14 protein-coding genes are annotated in these 16,759 nt (G+C 49.2%); 9 read left to right on the top strand and 5 right to left on the bottom strand.

Features of this window, described 5'->3' with window-relative positions:
• Positions 1-92: 92 nt before the first annotated feature.
• Positions 93-1,613, bottom strand: coding sequence for an FMN-binding glutamate synthase family protein (locus GCE9029_RS18360; RefSeq protein WP_062665479.1), 1,521 nt, complete (start codon positions 1,611-1,613; stop codon positions 93-95).
• 288 nt (positions 1,614-1,901) lie between these two features.
• On the opposite strand from GCE9029_RS18360, the gene GCE9029_RS18355 reads away from it, so the two are divergent.
• On the top strand, positions 1,902-2,438 hold the full coding sequence (locus GCE9029_RS18355) for a DUF924 family protein (protein WP_062665477.1): 537 nt from the start codon (positions 1,902-1,904) through the stop codon (positions 2,436-2,438).
• Between the two features lie 50 nt (positions 2,439-2,488).
• On the opposite strand, the gene GCE9029_RS18350 is transcribed toward GCE9029_RS18355, so the two are convergent.
• Positions 2,489-3,382 carry an MBL fold metallo-hydrolase gene (locus GCE9029_RS18350; RefSeq protein WP_062665475.1) on the bottom strand — a complete coding sequence of 298 codons (894 nt, stop codon included), beginning with the start codon at positions 3,380-3,382 and terminating at the stop codon, positions 2,489-2,491.
• Between the two features lie 104 nt (positions 3,383-3,486).
• Here GCE9029_RS18350 and GCE9029_RS18345 point away from each other — a divergent pair, with 104 nt between their 5' ends.
• Complete coding sequence (locus tag GCE9029_RS18345; RefSeq protein WP_062665474.1) at positions 3,487-4,374, top strand: LysR family transcriptional regulator; 888 nt, start codon at positions 3,487-3,489, stop codon at positions 4,372-4,374.
• Here GCE9029_RS18345 and GCE9029_RS18340 read toward each other — a convergent pair.
• Positions 4,371-5,594 carry an allantoate amidohydrolase gene (locus GCE9029_RS18340; protein WP_062665472.1) on the bottom strand — a complete coding sequence of 408 codons (1,224 nt, stop codon included), beginning with the start codon at positions 5,592-5,594 and terminating at the stop codon, positions 4,371-4,373. The two genes, GCE9029_RS18345 and GCE9029_RS18340, sit on opposite strands and share 4 nt — an antisense overlap.
• 3 nt (positions 5,595-5,597) lie before the next feature.
• Positions 5,598-6,251 carry a DUF1028 domain-containing protein gene (locus GCE9029_RS18335; RefSeq protein WP_062665470.1) on the bottom strand — a complete coding sequence of 218 codons (654 nt, stop codon included), beginning with the start codon at positions 6,249-6,251 and terminating at the stop codon, positions 5,598-5,600.
• Between the two features lie 160 nt (positions 6,252-6,411).
• On the opposite strand from GCE9029_RS18335, the gene GCE9029_RS18330 reads away from it, so the two are divergent.
• The 6 genes from GCE9029_RS18330 (at position 6,412) to GCE9029_RS18305 (ending at position 13,068) form a co-directional block, all read left to right on the top strand.
• A complete protein-coding gene (locus GCE9029_RS18330; RefSeq protein ID WP_062665468.1) occupies positions 6,412-7,995 on the top strand; it encodes an ABC transporter substrate-binding protein in 1,584 nt (527 codons plus the stop codon).
• Positions 7,996-8,113: 118 nt separating this feature from the next.
• Complete coding sequence (locus GCE9029_RS18325; RefSeq protein WP_062665466.1) at positions 8,114-9,061, top strand: ABC transporter permease; 948 nt, start codon at positions 8,114-8,116, stop codon at positions 9,059-9,061.
• Positions 9,058-10,935 carry a dipeptide/oligopeptide/nickel ABC transporter permease/ATP-binding protein gene (locus tag GCE9029_RS18320; RefSeq protein ID WP_062665464.1) on the top strand — a complete coding sequence of 626 codons (1,878 nt, stop codon included), beginning with the start codon at positions 9,058-9,060 and terminating at the stop codon, positions 10,933-10,935. The genes GCE9029_RS18325 and GCE9029_RS18320 overlap by 4 nt, the downstream gene beginning before the upstream one ends.
• Complete coding sequence (locus tag GCE9029_RS18315) at positions 10,932-11,885, top strand: ABC transporter ATP-binding protein (RefSeq protein WP_062665462.1); 954 nt, start codon at positions 10,932-10,934, stop codon at positions 11,883-11,885. The genes GCE9029_RS18320 and GCE9029_RS18315 overlap by 4 nt, the downstream gene beginning before the upstream one ends.
• The gene (locus GCE9029_RS18310) at positions 11,857-12,636 is read left to right on the top strand and encodes a FadR/GntR family transcriptional regulator (RefSeq protein ID WP_082804382.1); all 780 of its coding nucleotides are present in this window, start codon (positions 11,857-11,859) and stop codon (positions 12,634-12,636) included. Before GCE9029_RS18315 ends, GCE9029_RS18310 begins: the two co-directional genes overlap by 29 nt.
• Before the next feature lie 156 nt (positions 12,637-12,792).
• A complete protein-coding gene (locus tag GCE9029_RS18305; protein WP_062665459.1) occupies positions 12,793-13,068 on the top strand; it encodes a DUF3081 domain-containing protein in 276 nt (91 codons plus the stop codon).
• Between the two features lie 27 nt (positions 13,069-13,095).
• Here GCE9029_RS18305 and GCE9029_RS18300 read toward each other — a convergent pair whose 3' ends face one another.
• The gene (locus GCE9029_RS18300; RefSeq protein WP_062665458.1) at positions 13,096-14,166 is read right to left on the bottom strand and encodes an acyltransferase; all 1,071 of its coding nucleotides are present in this window, start codon (positions 14,164-14,166) and stop codon (positions 13,096-13,098) included.
• Positions 14,167-14,647: 481 nt separating this feature from the next.
• Here GCE9029_RS18300 and fusA point away from each other — a divergent pair, with 481 nt between their 5' ends.
• Complete coding sequence (gene fusA, locus GCE9029_RS18295; RefSeq protein WP_062665456.1) at positions 14,648-16,735, top strand: elongation factor G; 2,088 nt, start codon at positions 14,648-14,650, stop codon at positions 16,733-16,735.
• The last annotated feature ends 24 nt before the right edge of the window (positions 16,736-16,759 follow it).

Below are 16,759 nucleotides of genomic sequence, written 5' to 3'. Positions count from 1 at the left end.
AGCCCGGCAGGATTCGGGCTTAAGCTTTCTTTCTACGTCATTTCTGCGGTATCTGGACCATCAATCTCCTGCGACACCCTCCAAACGCTCCACTATAACTTAGCTTGATACTCAGGCTTCACTTCTGCTGGTGGGTGCAGTTCATCCAACGATTGCGGTAATCCATGGTCGTTGATCATCTGGGCATGGAAGCGGCGTAACCTGCGCGGCTCCGCGACACCACAGGAGTGGGCTATCACACCCACTTCATACATCATGTTTTTCGCATAATGGGCGACTCGCTCAGCTTTGTCGGATACCACCAAGCCCTTTTGAAGTTTGGGATCATGTGTGGTGATGCCCGTTGGACAGGTGTTTTTATTGCACTGAAGTGCCTGAATACAACCCAGTGAAAACATAAAGCCTCGGGCTGAAACTACGAAATCTGCGCCGATACACATCGCCCAGGCGACTTCCGCTGGGTTAACCAGTTTGCCGGAAACGATCACTTTCACCCGTTGTTTCAAGCCATAGCTTTCCAGCACATCAACCAGCAAAGGCAAGCTGCGTTTGATAGGCAGACCCATAAAATCCATCAGTGACTGCGGCGCTGCACCGGTACCGCCATCGGCGGAATCGAGCGTGATGAAATCCGGTGCGGACTCAATACCACGTTCATGTATGGCTTTCATCAAACCATCCAGCCAACCGTAAGCACCCAGCACCATTTTGAAACCGACAGGTTTGCCCGTGACTTCCCGAACTCTCGCAATCATATCCAACAAATCATCGATGCTTTGAATATCAGTGTGACCATTCGGGCTGATGGAATCTTGACCTTCCGGTATACCGCGAATTGCAGCAATTTCAGCATTCACTTTGTTGCCAGGGAGTATGCCGCCTTTGCCCGGTTTGGCACCCTGGCTCATTTTGATCTCAAACATCCGCACCTGCTCGTGGGCTGCAATCTGCTTGAGCTTCTCGTCACTCAAGTTTCCTTCTTCATCACGCACACCGTATTTGGCGGTACCAATTTGGAAGATGATGTCAGCGCCTCCTTGAAGGTGATACGGCGAGAGGCCACCTTCTCCGGTGTTCATCCAAATACCGGCCTTCTTTGCGCCTTTGGAGAGGGATAACACGGCGGGTACGCTTAACGCACCAAAGCTCATACCGGAGATATTGAAAAAGCTCGACGTGATGAATGGTGTTTTCGCTACGCCTTCACCGACGGTGACAGAGCTAGCGGGCACAGCATCTTCAGAGAGTGTCGGGAAAGGACAGTTGAGAAAAATGACATCCCCCGGCTGGTTTAGCGGACGTGTTGAACCGAAAGCAATGGTACTGTCGACGTTCTTTGCCGCGCGGTAAACCCAACTACGCTGAGCCCGGTTAAATGGCAGTTCATCGCGGTCTTGCGCGAAAAAGTACTGGCGGAAAAATTCGCCCATATGTTCAAACCAGTAGCGGAAACGGCCAACCACGGGATAGTTTCTGCGAATGGCTTGCTTGGTTTGTGTAATGTCGCGGACGTAGACATAGATAAGTGCTAATACACCGCATCCAATCAGGAAAACGAATAAAGCGGCACTGATCTCGAGCACACGGGATGCCCAGCTGGTAACAACTTCCATTTTATATCCTTATTAAATCACCAGAGATAAACAGACCCTATATTTGGTGGGGATTTTTTTTGCTCACGATTCGATAGACCGGATAGGTAAGCTTACGCTTTCCACTACTTTCAGGAGGCTCGTTATGAGGCTTGGAAGAATCGTTTTCATTCCGGACACTTGCATTTAAAGTGAGTGTTTGGACAAAACATCAAATTATCTGAGTGGCGAGACAGTTATATTCAACGAAGTGCGCTATACCCTATCAAGCTAGTAACAACGGAAGTTATAAAAAGAGGGAGGGAGAAGATGTACAGAAAGGTGCTGACATTCTGGTTTGAGGAGCTCACACTAAAGCAGTGTTTTGCCAAAGATGAGCAGTTGGACCGAACCATCAAGTCGCGCTTTGGTGAGGTGCTGGAGCAGGCATCTGTATCCGAGTGTTTCAACTGGCGTGAAGAGCCAGAAGGGCGTCTGGCGGAAATTATCGTACTCGACCAGTTTTCCCGTAACATTTTCCGGGATACACCACGTGCTTTTGCGCAAGATCCTCTTGCTTTAGCGCTGGCGCAGGAAGCGGTTTCTTTAGGTATTGACCGTGAATTGCCGCCGATTCAGCGTAGCTTTCTTTATATGCCTTATATGCACAGTGAATCTAAGATTGTGCACGAGGAGGCACTGAGTTTGTTTAATCAGCCGGGGCTTGAAAACAATTATGAGTTTGAAGTCCGACACAAAGAAATTATCGATCGTTTTGGGCGTTATCCGCACCGAAATGAGATTTTGGGGCGCGAAAGTACGTCAGAGGAAATTGAGTTCCTGAAACAACCGGGATCCCGCTTCTAACGACACCACCAGAAAGGCCGGAGATGACTCCGGCCTTTTGTGTTAACTGCTCAGTTCTTCACTTCGTACCATGGATAAGGCCCCATAAATTCGTCGGACAAAATCCGCCAAACGTTCATTTCCAGCCATTGGTCATAACCTACCCAGTTTTCATATTTTGGCAGTTTGAGTACTTTAGGAATTTGCATGGGGTTAGTGCCTTTTTGAAGCTCAGCATAGAAACCTGCCCGTAAATCCTGAATGAATTCGAGCTGGGATTGTATTTCTGCTTTACCACCGCCTTGCAGTGGATTTTCCGCTTCATTGTGAGAAAACACTGCCCGGTCAAAATCCAGCTCTAATATCTCACCCAGCGATCGTTCCCATTCGCGGGGATTGAAATCCGGCACCACGGCGAACACAACACGGTTTGGCGTGACCAAATCGGCAATGTAGGCAATGCGTTGTTGCGGCAGAACGAAAACCGTCATGCCAGTACCGTGGTTCAATCCCAGAAAATGTAGCTCGACTTTCATATCCCCAAAGATGAGGTCTTTGCGTGCGCCAGACCAGGTGTCGGTTGGGTTCACCATGTCTGGATACGGGTTGGCTTTGATCCAGGCTGCGGCATCTTCATGGGCGAGGATTTTGGTGCCTTCGTTAAGGAACACCTGACCGCCACTGGAGTGATCCCAATGATTGTGGGTTTGAAGCGCCCAGATAATCGGTTTGTCCGTCACGGATTTTATGGCTTCGACCATGGCTTTCGCGTGGGGCGTATTAACGGTTTCAAACACGATCACACCATCGTCTGTGACTGCAAACATCGAAATGTATTCACCGCTTTGTGAAAAGGTATAAATGTTATCCGCAATTTTCACCACGCCACTTTCTTCTGCTTGTGTTGTGCTGATAAATGCAAAATATGCAATAAACAACCCGATGAATATTCTTAGCTTTCTCATCTTGTTACTCCTGTCTTTCCTTATATAAAGCAACGCTAACAGCTGTGACAGTGAGAAAAGAAGGTGCTAATTTGCATTTATGGATTGTTAAAAATGCAATAAGTATGCTGACTCCAGAACAGGCTTTTCTTCAGGTGGTTGAGTCGGGCAGTTTTAAAAAAGCTGCTGTTCATTTGAATGTAGAAGCGTCCTCACTTAGTCGAAAAGTGGCGGCGCTGGAAGCGAGGCTTCAGGTTAAGTTGCTTCAACGCTCGACCACGCGCTCTTTGCCAACAGATCTGGGAAAGGAGTACTACAAAGGGCTTCGTAAACTGATCAGTGAACAATCTGCGCTTGAGGAAGAGATAACCGGTGGCTCTTCTTCTGTACGCGGAAAATTGCGGGTGAGTGCGACGGTGGACTTTGGTGAGCGCTTTCTGGTTCCAGCTATCCAGCACATCCAAACCCAGGCGCCTGATCTATCTATAGAGCTGTTGCTCGGCAGTGATGTGGAGAACCTGCTGGAGAAAAACCTCGATGTTGCCTTTCGGTTTGGTCCGCTTGCAGATTCATCTCTCTATGCCCGTCATGTTGGAGACATTCCACGTGTATTGGTGGCGAGCCCAGATTATCTCTCACGCTTTGGGAAGCCCGATAAAATCGAGGATCTGTCATCCCATCAATTTGTGCTGTATTCCCTCTCTCAGGCACGGGTAGACATTGCGTTCGACGATGGCAGTGTATTCTCTCATCAGGGCATTCACAGCAATGTGGCGGCGAACAGTTTAAGGGCGATCCGTCCTCTAGTGATTGGTGGAGCTGGGGTCCATTGGGGCCCGAGATGGTTATATCAAGACGACCTGATGTCCGGAAGCGTAGTGGAATTGCTTCCGGATGACCCGGTAAAAGGATTCTCGATCTTTGCGGTCTACACAGCCAGAGATTACCTGCCGCAAAAGACGCGATTATTCATTGATTGTGTCATTGAACAACTCTCTGATTTAAAGAGTTAACACTGTAAATCGCTCAGTAACGCAATTAAGGCATCGATCGCCAAACCCATATCTTGGTCACTGGCATATTCGGCTGGATTGTGGCTAATACCTTTCTTACAGCGAACGAATAGCATTGCAACGCGTGTGAGATCAGCCATCGCCGAAGCATCATGCGTGGCACCTGAAGGTAAGTGGTGAACCCGGTTATTGGTGGAAACGATGGCACGAGCTAACGCCAGTTGCAGCGAATCGTCACACTCAGTCGCCTGCTGGCTGTAAGTACGGGTGATTTCGCAACCAAGCTCCCTCAATTGGGCAGTTTCTTTGGCAAACGCCTGAAGCATTTTCCCGGCTTTTTCCCGAACTTCATCTACCGGTGAGCGAAGCTCAATGACCATAGAAACACGTCCGGGCACGGCGTTTGGAACATTTGGTGTAACGTCCAGTTGGCCGACTGTCGCGAGTAAATCAGGAAGTTTTATCGCAAGTTTTTCAGCCTCGATTGTGATTGCAGCGGCTGCTGTTAATGCATCTTTACGAAGATGCATGGGCACAGTCCCTGCGTGCGCAGCCTGACCAGTGAAGGTCAAATGGTGCCTCTCAATGCCGCATATGGCTGAAACGACACCTAAAGGAAGCCCTTCGTGTTCAAGCACTGGCCCCTGTTCTATATGGGTTTCGATAAACCCGAGGATATTGTCGGGATTGCGTTTTAGCTGACTAATCTTGTCTGGTTCAAGCCCGAAATCCGACAATGCTGTTCGAAGGGAGGTGCCCCCTTTATCTTTTCTATCAACGACGCTTTCGTCTATGGTTCCTGCTAACGCGCGTGGACCAACAAGCGCGGTAGGGAAGCGCACACCTTCTTCATCAGCAAAAGCAAGGACTTCGACAGAATAGGGCAGTTTTCTTCCCTGACGATTCAAGTAATCTAAGGCAACGATAGGCAGCACTATCCCCATGATCCCATCATAGGCACCGCCTTGTTTGACGCTATCCTGATGGCTACCCATTAAAAGGGTGGGTGCGTTATTTCCTGCATCATAGCGGCCGACCAATGTCCCTGCTTCGTCCATGTGAACACTGAGACCAGCTTCTTGCATCCAAGCTGTCAGCAAGGCATTGGCGCGTTTATGTTCCGGTGTAAATGGAAAACGGGTGACGCCGATTTCTGATGCAGAACAATCGGCAAGTTGTTTCAAATATTCCTGGGCCCTTTGGCCTAAAAGGTGGTTCATCGTTTAACGCTCCGGTTGTTCTAATGTTGGCAAGGTTGCCCTCCATGCCTGATAGTCGGGATCACAGTGTTTTTCATACAAGGTTCGTAGAGCGAGTAACGGTGAATCGTGGTAATCAATACGCAGAGTGGTGGGTGGTGAATCTGGTTTGTAAATGAGAAGAGCTGCCGACATCAGGCCGCGATAATCGCCACCTGATCGCTCTGCAGCAAAAAGAGCAGCAAGCAATCTCTCTTCAAAACCAAGCTGGCTATTTTTGAAAGCCAGCATCATGGCGTCGAGCACTTTAGTGTCTGACAGTAGATTGCCACACACGACAACGTTGTTTTCTACCAAACTGCCATGGGCTAATCCATTTTCACTGCCAGTATGAACGGCCCCATTTCCATGAAGATCTAACGCAGCAAGTTGCCGGTACGCGGCACCTGAATCCACGCTGGTCACTGCATTCACCGCAGATGAAGCCGTCGAACCCGCAGCCATTTGGGACAGTACATCTTCGCCCCAGAGTGTATTGGGTTTTGCGCCCTGAGATGCGGACATCCCCGCGCGTAGATCACCCCTGATCACCCAACCGCCTACGCACAGCGCGCCCGTGGCGGCTGCAGCACCTATCGAGCCAGTTTCTGGATCTCGTGCCAATATTGAATAAGTCATAGGTCTCGCTCCTGAGCCAGTGAACTAAGTGTGACTTGGACACTCATTAGTGTCAATTTATCATGATAAATACTTGCGGCAAGTAATTTATAGTGATAAATGTGAATAAAAGTTAACCAATGCTTAACTTCACATCCACAAACTGGGAAGGAGTTTCCCCATGAAACAAATGAGAAGTGATTTCATGACAAGGCTGCGGCGTGCAGCCAAGACCGCATTGATCGCGGTGTGTGCGATAGTGCCTTTGTCCGCTGCAGCGCAAACACCACCTAATGTGCTGATCGTGGGTCAGGTCGCTGAACCTAAGTCTCTCGACCCTCATGCTGTGACGGCCGTGAATGATTTCCGGATCCTGATGAACCTTTATGAGGGTCTGGTGCGCTACAAAGATGGCACTCTGGAAGTTGAACCTGCGCTGGCAGAGGGCTGGACAGTCAGTGAAGATGGTAAAACCTACACGTTTAAGCTCCGTGAAGGTGTGAAGTTCCATGATGGAACAGCGTTAACGTCAGAATCGGTGAAGTTCAATTTTGACCGTATGCTTGACGAGAAACACCCATACCACAATACCGGCCCCTTCCCGCTCTCTTTCTTTTTCTCGTCGATAGAAAACGTGGAAGCGGTTGATCCTCAAACTGTGAAATTCACCCTTAACGCTCCCTATGCCCCTTTCCTTTCCAATCTTGCGTACCCTACGGGCCTCATTGTCTCCCCTGATGCCGTGAAAAAACATGGTAAAGACTTTGGTCGTCAGCCTTCGGGAACGGGACCTTTCCGTTTCGCGGAATGGGGTTCAAATACCAAAGTGGTTGTGGTTCGCAACGACGACTACTGGGGTGACAAAGCCAAGTTGGAAGCGGTGGTATTCCGCCCCATCACTGATGCCAATACTCGCGTCGCTGAAATGCTGGCAGGGAGTATCGACATGATGGTGGAAGTGCCGCCAAACGCGTTGTCTGAGTTCGAGAATAATCGTTATCAAGTGGTGGAGCAGGCTGGCCCACACGTATGGTTCCTTATCCTGAATGCCAAGGAAGGCCCCTTCGCGGATAAGCGAATGCGTCAGGCTGTGAACTATGCCATCAACAAAAAAGCCTTAGTGGAAGGTGTATTGGAAGGAACGGCTGAAGTCGCTGCTGGGCCAACACCTCCTGCTTTTGCTTGGGCGTATAACGACAGCTTGCAGCCCTATCCTTATGACCCTGAAAAAGCCAAAGCACTGATCAAAGAAGCAGGTCAGGAAGGTGCGAAGCTGACATTTTACGTCACTGAAGGCGGATCGGGCATGTTAGATCCTGTTCCTATGGGGACGGCGATTCAGGCAGATCTGAAAGCAGTGGGCCTGAATGCTTCGATTGAAACCTACGAGTGGAATACCTTCCTTGGCAAAGTGAACCCTGGTCTGGAAGGCAAAGCCGACATGGCGGAAATGGCGTGGATGACCAATGACCCGGATACTCTGCCATACCTGGCGCTTCGCACTGATGCCTGGCCGGATAAAGGCGGTTTCAACTCGGGTTACTACTCAAACCCTGAAGTCGATAAATTGTTGGAAGCAGCACGTGAAGCGACAGACCAAAGCGAGCGCGCCAAGCTGTACCGCAAAATGCAGAAAATTGTGCAGGAAGATGCGCCTTGGGTTTTCGTGGCGAACTGGAAGCAGAACGCCGTGACCAATAATCAAGTGCAAGACTTCAAATTACAGCCTTCTTTCTTCCTTATTCTCAAGGATGTACAAAAATAAACTTAACGGCCAAATGACCTGAATATGCTTTTATTCAGGTCATTTGGATGAGCAACGTCAGTTAGCAACATAGGGCGGGGAAACCCGCCCATCTTTTTTGCAGAAGGGAGCACTGCGCGTGGGTAACTATTTTCTTCGACGATTGCTGTCCGCGATCCCGGTGCTTCTCGGGATAACGGTTATCGTCTTTCTCATCATGTCGATGATTCCCGGCGATCCGGCAACCGCCATTCTTGGCGCCTATGCAACGCCGGATAATGTCGCCAAAATCAATAAAGATCTCGGTCTTGACCAGCCTTTGGTGAGCCAGTATTTCATCTGGCTGTCGAACATGCTTCAGGGAGATTTTGGCCGCTCTTACTCGCTGAACCGACCCGTGATTGATGAAATTCTCGAGCGTTTCAATGCCACGTTGATTTTGGCAGGCGTTTCATTTGTGCTCTGCGCTCTGTTGGGCATTATCGCCGGTGTGGTCTCGGCGGCACGTCAATTCTCGATGGCTGATAAAGGCATCACTTTAGTGGTGCTGCTGGGTATTTCCATTCCTTCTTTTTTCCTCGGCATGATGATGATTTTGCTGTTCGCAATTAATCTCCGTTGGCTGCCGGTTTCAGGTATGTACGCAATTTATGGCGGTGGTGATTTACCTGACTTGCTGAAGCATTTAGTCATGCCAGCTGTCGCTTTGGCATCGGTGGCAACAGGTGTCATTGCCCGGCTTTCTCGCTCAGCCATGTTGGAAGTACTAAGGCAGGACTATATCCGTACAGCGCGAGCTAAAGGTGTGCATGAACGTCAGGTAGTCTGGAAGCATGCACTGAAAGCGGCCATGGTCAGCATTATTCCCGTGCTAGGTATTCAGGCCGGGTTTGTGCTTTCCGGCGCAGTGTATATCGAGATGGTCTTCCAGTGGCCGGGTGTCGGAAAAATGCTGGTAGAGGCGATCCTGAAACGTGACATTTTACTTGTGCAGGGCGGGGTAGTGTTTGTTGCGTCTTGCTATGTGCTTTTCAATATTGCTGTAGACATGCTGCAAAGTTGGCTCGACCCGAGGATCAAAGCATGACGGCATTTTTAAAACTTCTGGCTCGGAACCGACTGGCTGCCTTTGGCGGCATTGTGATGTCCATTATCGTCTTTCTGGTTTTGGTGACACCTTTGTTGGGTCTGCAGGATCCTGCCGTTACAGACACGGCAAACCGCTTTTTGCGTCCTTTCAGCGATGGGCATCTTTTAGGCACTGATCATTTGGGGCGGGATTTACTTTCCCGCTTGCTTTGGGGAACTCAACTGAGCCTTGCGGTTGGCTTTGCTGCAGCTTTAATTGCTGCCTTGATTGGCTCAGCGATTGGTATTGTTGCCGGGTACTACGGCGGCCGCGTCGATAACGTCTTTATGCGTTGCATCGATGTGTTGATGGCGTTTCCTTATATCTTGTTGGCGTTGGCCATTGTCGCGGCATTGGGCCCTGGATTATTGAATGCACTGATTGCTGTCGCGGCGGTCAATATTCCTTTCTTCGCAAGAAACATTCGTGGCGTGACTGTCTCTTTGGCACAGCGTGAATTCGTTGAAGCTGCCAAGCTTTGCGGTATGTCTGACTTACGCATTATCTGGTCCGAAATTGTGCCTAATGTTATCCCTGTGATTGTGATTGCTATGTCTACCACGATTGGCTGGATGATTCTGGAAACCGCAGGGCTTTCATTCCTTGGTTTGGGCTCTCAGCCACCACAGGCTGATCTGGGTTCGATGCTCGGTGAAGCGCGAAACTCATTGATCACGGACCCACATGCCAGCGTGGTGCCGGGCATCATGATTTTCCTCATCGTAATGAGCATTAACCTTTTGGGTGACGGCATACGTGACGCGTTGGATCCAAGATTGAAGTCTGGTGCGCTCACCCGTCCTCAACCTGCCACCAAAGTGAGTGATGCGTTCAATGCTGTTGGTGCTGATGAAACCAATAACGCGGTATTGAAAGTTGAGAAACTTGAGACGCAATTTCACATTAACCGCCGTGTTTACAAAGCGGTGAATCAGGTGTCATTTGAAATTGCACCGGGAGAATGTCTGGGGTTGATTGGAGAAAGTGGTTCAGGGAAATCGGTGACAGCATTATCAGTCATGGGGCTTGTGGCTTCTCCTCCCGGCGTGATTTGTGGCGGTGATATCCGCTTCAAAAACGAATCCCTGATTGGCGCGAGCTACGAGAAACTGCGTGCACTGCGCGGTAAAGATGTCGCCTATATTTTCCAGGATCCGCTCGCCACCTTGCATCCGCTCTATCGGGTGGGAGAACAGATGATGGAAGCGATACTGGTGCATGAGAAGGTGCCAGCAAATGAAGCAAGAGAGCGTGCGATTTCGCTTCTGGATGCGGTGCATATTCCCAACGCAGAAGAGCGGATGAAGGCATTTCCTCATGAGCTTTCCGGCGGGATGCGTCAGCGTGTGGCGATTGCAATGGCTTTGGTGAACAATCCTTCACTTATCATTGCGGATGAGCCCACCACAGCGCTGGATGTGACTGTTCAGGGGCAGATACTTGCACTATTGGATGAACTTCGCCGCACCAGAAATGTGTCGGTGCTGTTTATTACTCATGACTTTGGCGTCGTGGCTCAGCTGTGTGACCGTGTAGCCGTGATGTATGCAGGAAAGATTGTAGAAACTGGACCAACCGAAGTCGTACTGGATTCTCCCGCACATCCATACACTAAGAAGCTTATTGCCTGCGTACCTGAACTCGGACGAGGAAAAGGGACATTGGAAGCTATTCCAGGATTGCCGCCTGTGGTCGACAAATTGCCCAAAGGTTGCGCGTTTGCCGCAAGATGCAGCAAAGCAGCAGAAGCTTGTCAGCAAGGAGAGGTGGCCAGAGATGAAGCATCAGGCCGTATGGTGCTGTGTCATTATCCAGAGGAGAAGTTGGTATGACGGCTGCGTTGCAAATTCAGGGATTGAAGAAAACCTACTTTTTTAAAAAGCCAATGTTTGCTCCCGCACTTCCGGGTGTAAAAGCGGTACAGACCATCAGCCTGGATGTAGCTCAGGGCGAAACACTGGGCATTGTTGGCGAATCCGGCTGCGGCAAATCTACGCTGGCAAGAATGCTGGTGGGACTGACGACACCGACAGAAGGTCAGGTACTTGTTGAGGGGGAGGTGCTGTCGCCGGATAGTCCCGAAGAGAATGGAAAACGCATTCAGTATGTTTTCCAGGATCCTATCAGTAGCCTTAATCCACGCAAAACTATCCGCCAGTTGATGGAAGTACCTCTGGTTTATCTTCACAACATGGATAAAGCCAGCCGTGATTCACGTATTCGAGAGATTTTTGCGAGAGTAGGTCTTCGTGAAGAATTTCTTGAACGTTACCCTCATGAATTCTCCGGCGGTCAGGCACAGCGCATTGGCATTGCCAGAGCCTTAGCGGCCAACGCCAGAATATTGGTCCTGGATGAACCGGTTTCTGCACTGGATGTGTCAGTCCAGGCACAGGTATTGAACCTTTTGGCTGAGCTAAAGCAATCGCTCTCGCTGACATATCTTTTCATCAGCCATGATCTTGCGGTAGTCGAAGCGGTCAGTGATAGAGTTGCGGTGATGTACTTTGGTTCGTTGGTAGAACTGGCTCCCGCTGAAATGATTTTCAATTCCCCAAAACATCCGTACACTCAGTTATTGGCGAACAGTGCTCCGGTTGTTGGCAGACCGCTACAGGTACCAACACAACACGCAGAATTGCCTGACCCGCTTAACCCTCCTCAAGGTTGTGCATTTGCGGGTCGATGCCCCAAAGCGCAATCTGACTGCCTCGCTGCTCCACCACCGCTAACAAAAATAAAGGAGAACGAATTTGTCGCCTGCTACTTCCCGCTCGAATGACTCCGTTTCGTCCGCAAAAATGCGCCGCCCCTATAAAGTGGCGGAAGCGATCAAAAGCTGGATTGTGGAGCAGGGCTTACAACCGGGAGATAAATTGCCTCACGAGCAAACCCTGATGGAGCTTTTTGGCATGTCAAAAGGCACCATTCGTGAAACCATGCGTGTGCTGGAAGCCCAAGGCCTGATCGTGACCAGAACCGGTCCTAAAGGCGGAGCTTTCATCAATGCGGTTTCTGAGCCAATGGCAAGCAGTTTGCTCAGCAACTATTTTTTCTTCAATAAACTTTCAGTGAAAGATATCTACCAACTCCGCTGCCTGTTGGAGCCGGAATTGGTGGCATCTCTGGCTGGAAATATGTCTGAAGAAGATTTGGCAAGGCTCGAAGCCAACATTCAAAAATATGCCCAACCGGCTCTAGATGCTGAGGGCGAGCGCCTTCAACACATCGACTCCCTCCAGTTCCATATCATCTTGGCAGAACTTGCAGGCAACGAACTGCTGGGTTTCATTATCCGCTTCATGGTGAGAATGCTGACAGATCTGACGGTTTACCGCCGTTTGTATGAGCCGCCTAATCATGAGCTTTGGGAGCAAGGTTTTATGCACCAGAAAGATCTGATTGTCGCGTTGCGTGAAGGCCGATCAGACGATGCTCGCGACATTATGCGCGAGCACATGGAAGTAGCTAAAAAACTGATGGAAGCTCAGGAAGCGGAAATGGCACGTCGTTTTATGTTGCACGCGCCTTAAGTTCTCCAAGCGTTGAATTTGCCATATGTCATATCGTTACTGATCGACCTTTGGTGATCCCTGATTGGCGTGCCTCTGTATTAAAAATCATACTTTTAATGCAGAGATACCGCTCTGCACTTACTGCCAGAGAGTGGCAGTTGTGAGGGAATGGCGATGAAAAATGAACTCAACCCGGCGAAACTGCTCGCGGCCTTTGAAGTTGTGATGGAAAAAGGCGAAGACACTGAGTTTGGTAAAATCTATGAGGGTGTAGAGGCGTCAACCGACTACGATGGTTACAACGTCTACTTAAGGGGGAATGGTGTAGAGCTACACATTGGTTTCCACAACACCTATGATCTGAAATACGATCAAGCCCATCTAAGAGACAGTTTCCTAAAAAAAGTGGATGCATTGGTGACCGACAGGGTCGTCGACGACCATCATTAAAAAAGCCCGGAGAATCCGGGCTCATGTCTATTTTGTGGTTTCTACTTCGGCCAAAGGCTCTCTTTTGCTATGCGTCATTTGCACCAAATAGTGTGTTAATGGCGTTTTCTCTAAAAGCCACACCAAGCCTAATGTCAGTAAAACGGTCAAAGGCACGACGAGGATGTCTTTAACTGGCCCTTCAATGCCGTAAAAGCCGAACAAATTAAAGAGCAGAATAAGTGGCACGAAATGCGCCACGTAAATACCCAGAACACGTTTGCTCAATGCAAATGTTATCGGTCCATTGCCAAGGTTAGGGTGATTCAAAAGCAAGGCGAAGAGGCCCAACGCCATCAAAGGCGTGCCAAGCAGAAAGTCATGGTTTGCCATCCAAACATCGTAACGAGAGAGGTTGAAGCCTTCAGCTAGGCAAAGCGCCATACCGCCAAGCATCATGGACCAAGCCGCCTTATTGGAGAAACTCATTTTGCGGCGCCTTACTTCAAACCCTGCTGTGACCATCAATAAACTGAAAAACGGACCGTTGCGCGTAAAAATTGGTGCCTCACCTTCCATTATTGGTTGATAACTGCCAGCACCCAGCCCCCAAACGTATAAGCCCAGTGCTAGCGGCATAATAAGACTTTGCTGGTTTTTCTGGATCAACAAAGCCAGTATGCCGAGCGCACACAGCAGCCCTGGGATATACCAAAGATGCACCAGGCCACCTTCAAACAGGGTGTTGAAAGGTGTTTCCAGAAGGTAGTTCCAGTACCCAGAACGTTCTGTCAGGTATCCGTCGGTCATGGCGATATCCAGTCGGAAAGGCATGGCCAGATAAATAACACTCCAGGCAAGCCAAATCGTCATCAAAGGCTTGGCGTAAAGGACGAAGGTCTTTGTTGGGGCTTCAACCAGTTTGGGTTGAACAAAGTAACCAGTCATTAAGAAAAAGAAAGGGACGGCAAAGCGGCAGATTTGGTTAATCACATCGGAAAATGTATTGAAGCCTTCACTGTATGCCTCACCACGCAGTGGGCCTGCATGGATGATAATAACGGCCAGAATAGCCAATAAACGACCCATCTCTAATGAAGGGATACGGGCGTTGGACATGTTGTCTCCTCAATTTGCACAGCGTGCACAAGTAGAAAAAGCAGAGTGAGCACGAACTATATGTAATTTTTGTCGTTAATCTGAGGGGTGATTCTCGAATATGCGAAGGCAGGAATTAAAAGCGTTGCAAATTGTAAGTGATTGGTTGAAAAAGCATCGGCAAATCTCCACATAGAAAAGCCAAACCTAATCACGCATTCGGGTCTACCCTGTATAGTCGAACGACCCTATTCCCGTGGGAAGCGATTTCTCATGAAGGGTGTTTGGATATTCTGAGCTTGCCGAAACGTTGAAGGCGAGCACAAGGGTCAATAGACCCTAGAAGCGAGGAAAGTGGCACCAAGATGCGCAGAAATGTATCGAATCGGCTATCAGTGAAAACTTATCTGATATCACTGTGTTCTACATGTTTCTTTACGCGACGACGCCTGCTATACTCCCGGCCCTGATATAAGCCAGTAATTGTTTATAGAGACGAACAATGACAGATCTAAGTAAATACAGAAACATTGGTATTTTCGCGCACGTTGATGCGGGTAAAACCACTACTACCGAGCGTATCCTGAAGCTAACCGGTCAAATCCACAAGACTGGTGAGGTTCATGATGGTGAATCGACTACTGACTTCATGGAACAGGAAGCTGAGCGTGGTATTACTATCCAGTCTGCAGCTGTAAGCTGTTTCTGGAAAGACCACCGCTTCAACGTTATCGATACTCCGGGACACGTTGACTTCACCGTTGAAGTTTACCGTTCTCTGAAAGTACTTGATGGCGGTATCGGTGTTTTCTGTGGTTCTGGCGGTGTTGAGCCTCAGTCAGAAACCAACTGGCGTTACGCTAACGAATCAGAAGTTGCACGTATCATCTTTGTAAACAAGCTGGACCGTATGGGTGCAGACTTCTTCAACGTTGTTGAGCAAGTTAGAAACGTTCTGGGTGCAAACCCAGTAGTTATGACTCTGCCAATCGGCCGTGAAGATGAGTTCGTAGGTGTTGTAGACGTTCTGAACCGTCAAGCGTACGTTTGGGATGACACTGGTCTGCCAGAAAACTACGAAATCAAAGACGTTCCAGAAGACATGCTGGACCAGCTGGAAGAATACCGTGAGATGATGATCGAAACTGCTGTTGAGCAAGACGATGATCTGATGATGGCTTACATGGACGGCGAAGAGCCTTCTATCGAAGACATCAAGCGCTGCCTGCGTAAAGGTACTCGCGACTGTTCATTCTTCCCAACTTTCTGTGGTTCTGCATTCAAGAACAAAGGTATGCAGTTGGTACTGGATGCAGTTGTAGATTACCTGCCGTCTCCAACAGAAGTTGACCCACAGCCGTTGACTGACAAAGAAACTGGTGAGCCAACTGGTGAAGTTGCAACTGTTTCTGCTGACGAGCCACTGCGCGCGCTGGCGTTCAAGATCATGGACGACCGTTTTGGTGCCCTGACCTTTATCCGTATTTACTCAGGCGTAATGAAGAAGGGTGACACCATCCTGAACGCAGCGACGGGTAAAACTGAGCGTATCGGCCGTATGGTTGAGATGCAAGCTGACCAGCGTAACGAGCTTACTACAGCGCAAGCGGGTGACATCATCGCTGTTGTTGGTATGAAGAACGTTCAAACTGGTCACACTCTGTGTGATGTTAAGCACGAATGTACTCTGGAACCAATGATCTTCCCTACTCCAGTAATCTCTATCGCTGTGTCTCCTAAGGACAAAGGCGGCTCTGAGAAAATGGGTATCGCGATCGGTAAGATGGTTGCAGAAGATCCATCATTCCAAGTTGAGACTGACGAAGATTCTGGCGAAACCATCCTGAAAGGTATGGGCGAACTTCACCTGGATATCAAAGTTGACATCCTGAAGCGTACTTACGGTGTAGATCTGATTGTTGGTCAACCACAGGTTGCTTACCGTGAAACTATCACTCAGCCAGTTGAAGACAGCTTCACTCACAAGAAGCAGTCTGGTGGTTCTGGTCAGTTCGGTAAGATCGACTACCGTATCAAGCCAGGTGAGCCAAACTCAGGCTTCACTTTCTCTTCTTCTGTTGTTGGTGGTAACGTTCCTAAGGAATTCTGGCCAGCAATCGAGAAAGGCTTCGCGGGCATGATGGAAAACGGCGTACTGGCTGGCTTCCCAACTCTGGACGTTGAAGTTGAGCTGTTCGACGGTGGCTTCCACGCAGTTGACTCATCAGCAATCGCGTTCGAAATCGCAGCGAAAGGTGCGTTCCGTCAATCTATGCCAAAAGCTGGTCCACAGCTTCTTGAACCAATCATGAAGGTTGACGTGTTCACTCCAGAAGATCACGTTGGTGACGTAATCGGTGACCTGAACCGTCGTCGTGGTATGATCAAAGACCAACAAGCTGGCGCAACTGGCGTTCGCATCAAGGGTGATGTACCACTGTCAGAAATGTTCGGTTACATCGGTACCCTGCGTACTATGACTTCTGGTCGTGGTCAGTTCTCTATGGAGTTCGCACACTACGCACCATGTCCAGCAAACGTTGCTGAGAAAGTTATCGCTGAAGTTAAAGAGCGTAACGCTAAGAAGTAATTCTTAACGACTTTCTAAAAGAAA

Source organism: Grimontia celer (genome assembly GCF_900055185.1).
Taxonomy (GTDB): domain Bacteria; phylum Pseudomonadota; class Gammaproteobacteria; order Enterobacterales; family Vibrionaceae; genus Enterovibrio; species Enterovibrio celer.
Note: the sequence above shows the minus strand (reverse complement) of the source record. Positions and strands in the feature narration are given on the sequence as shown.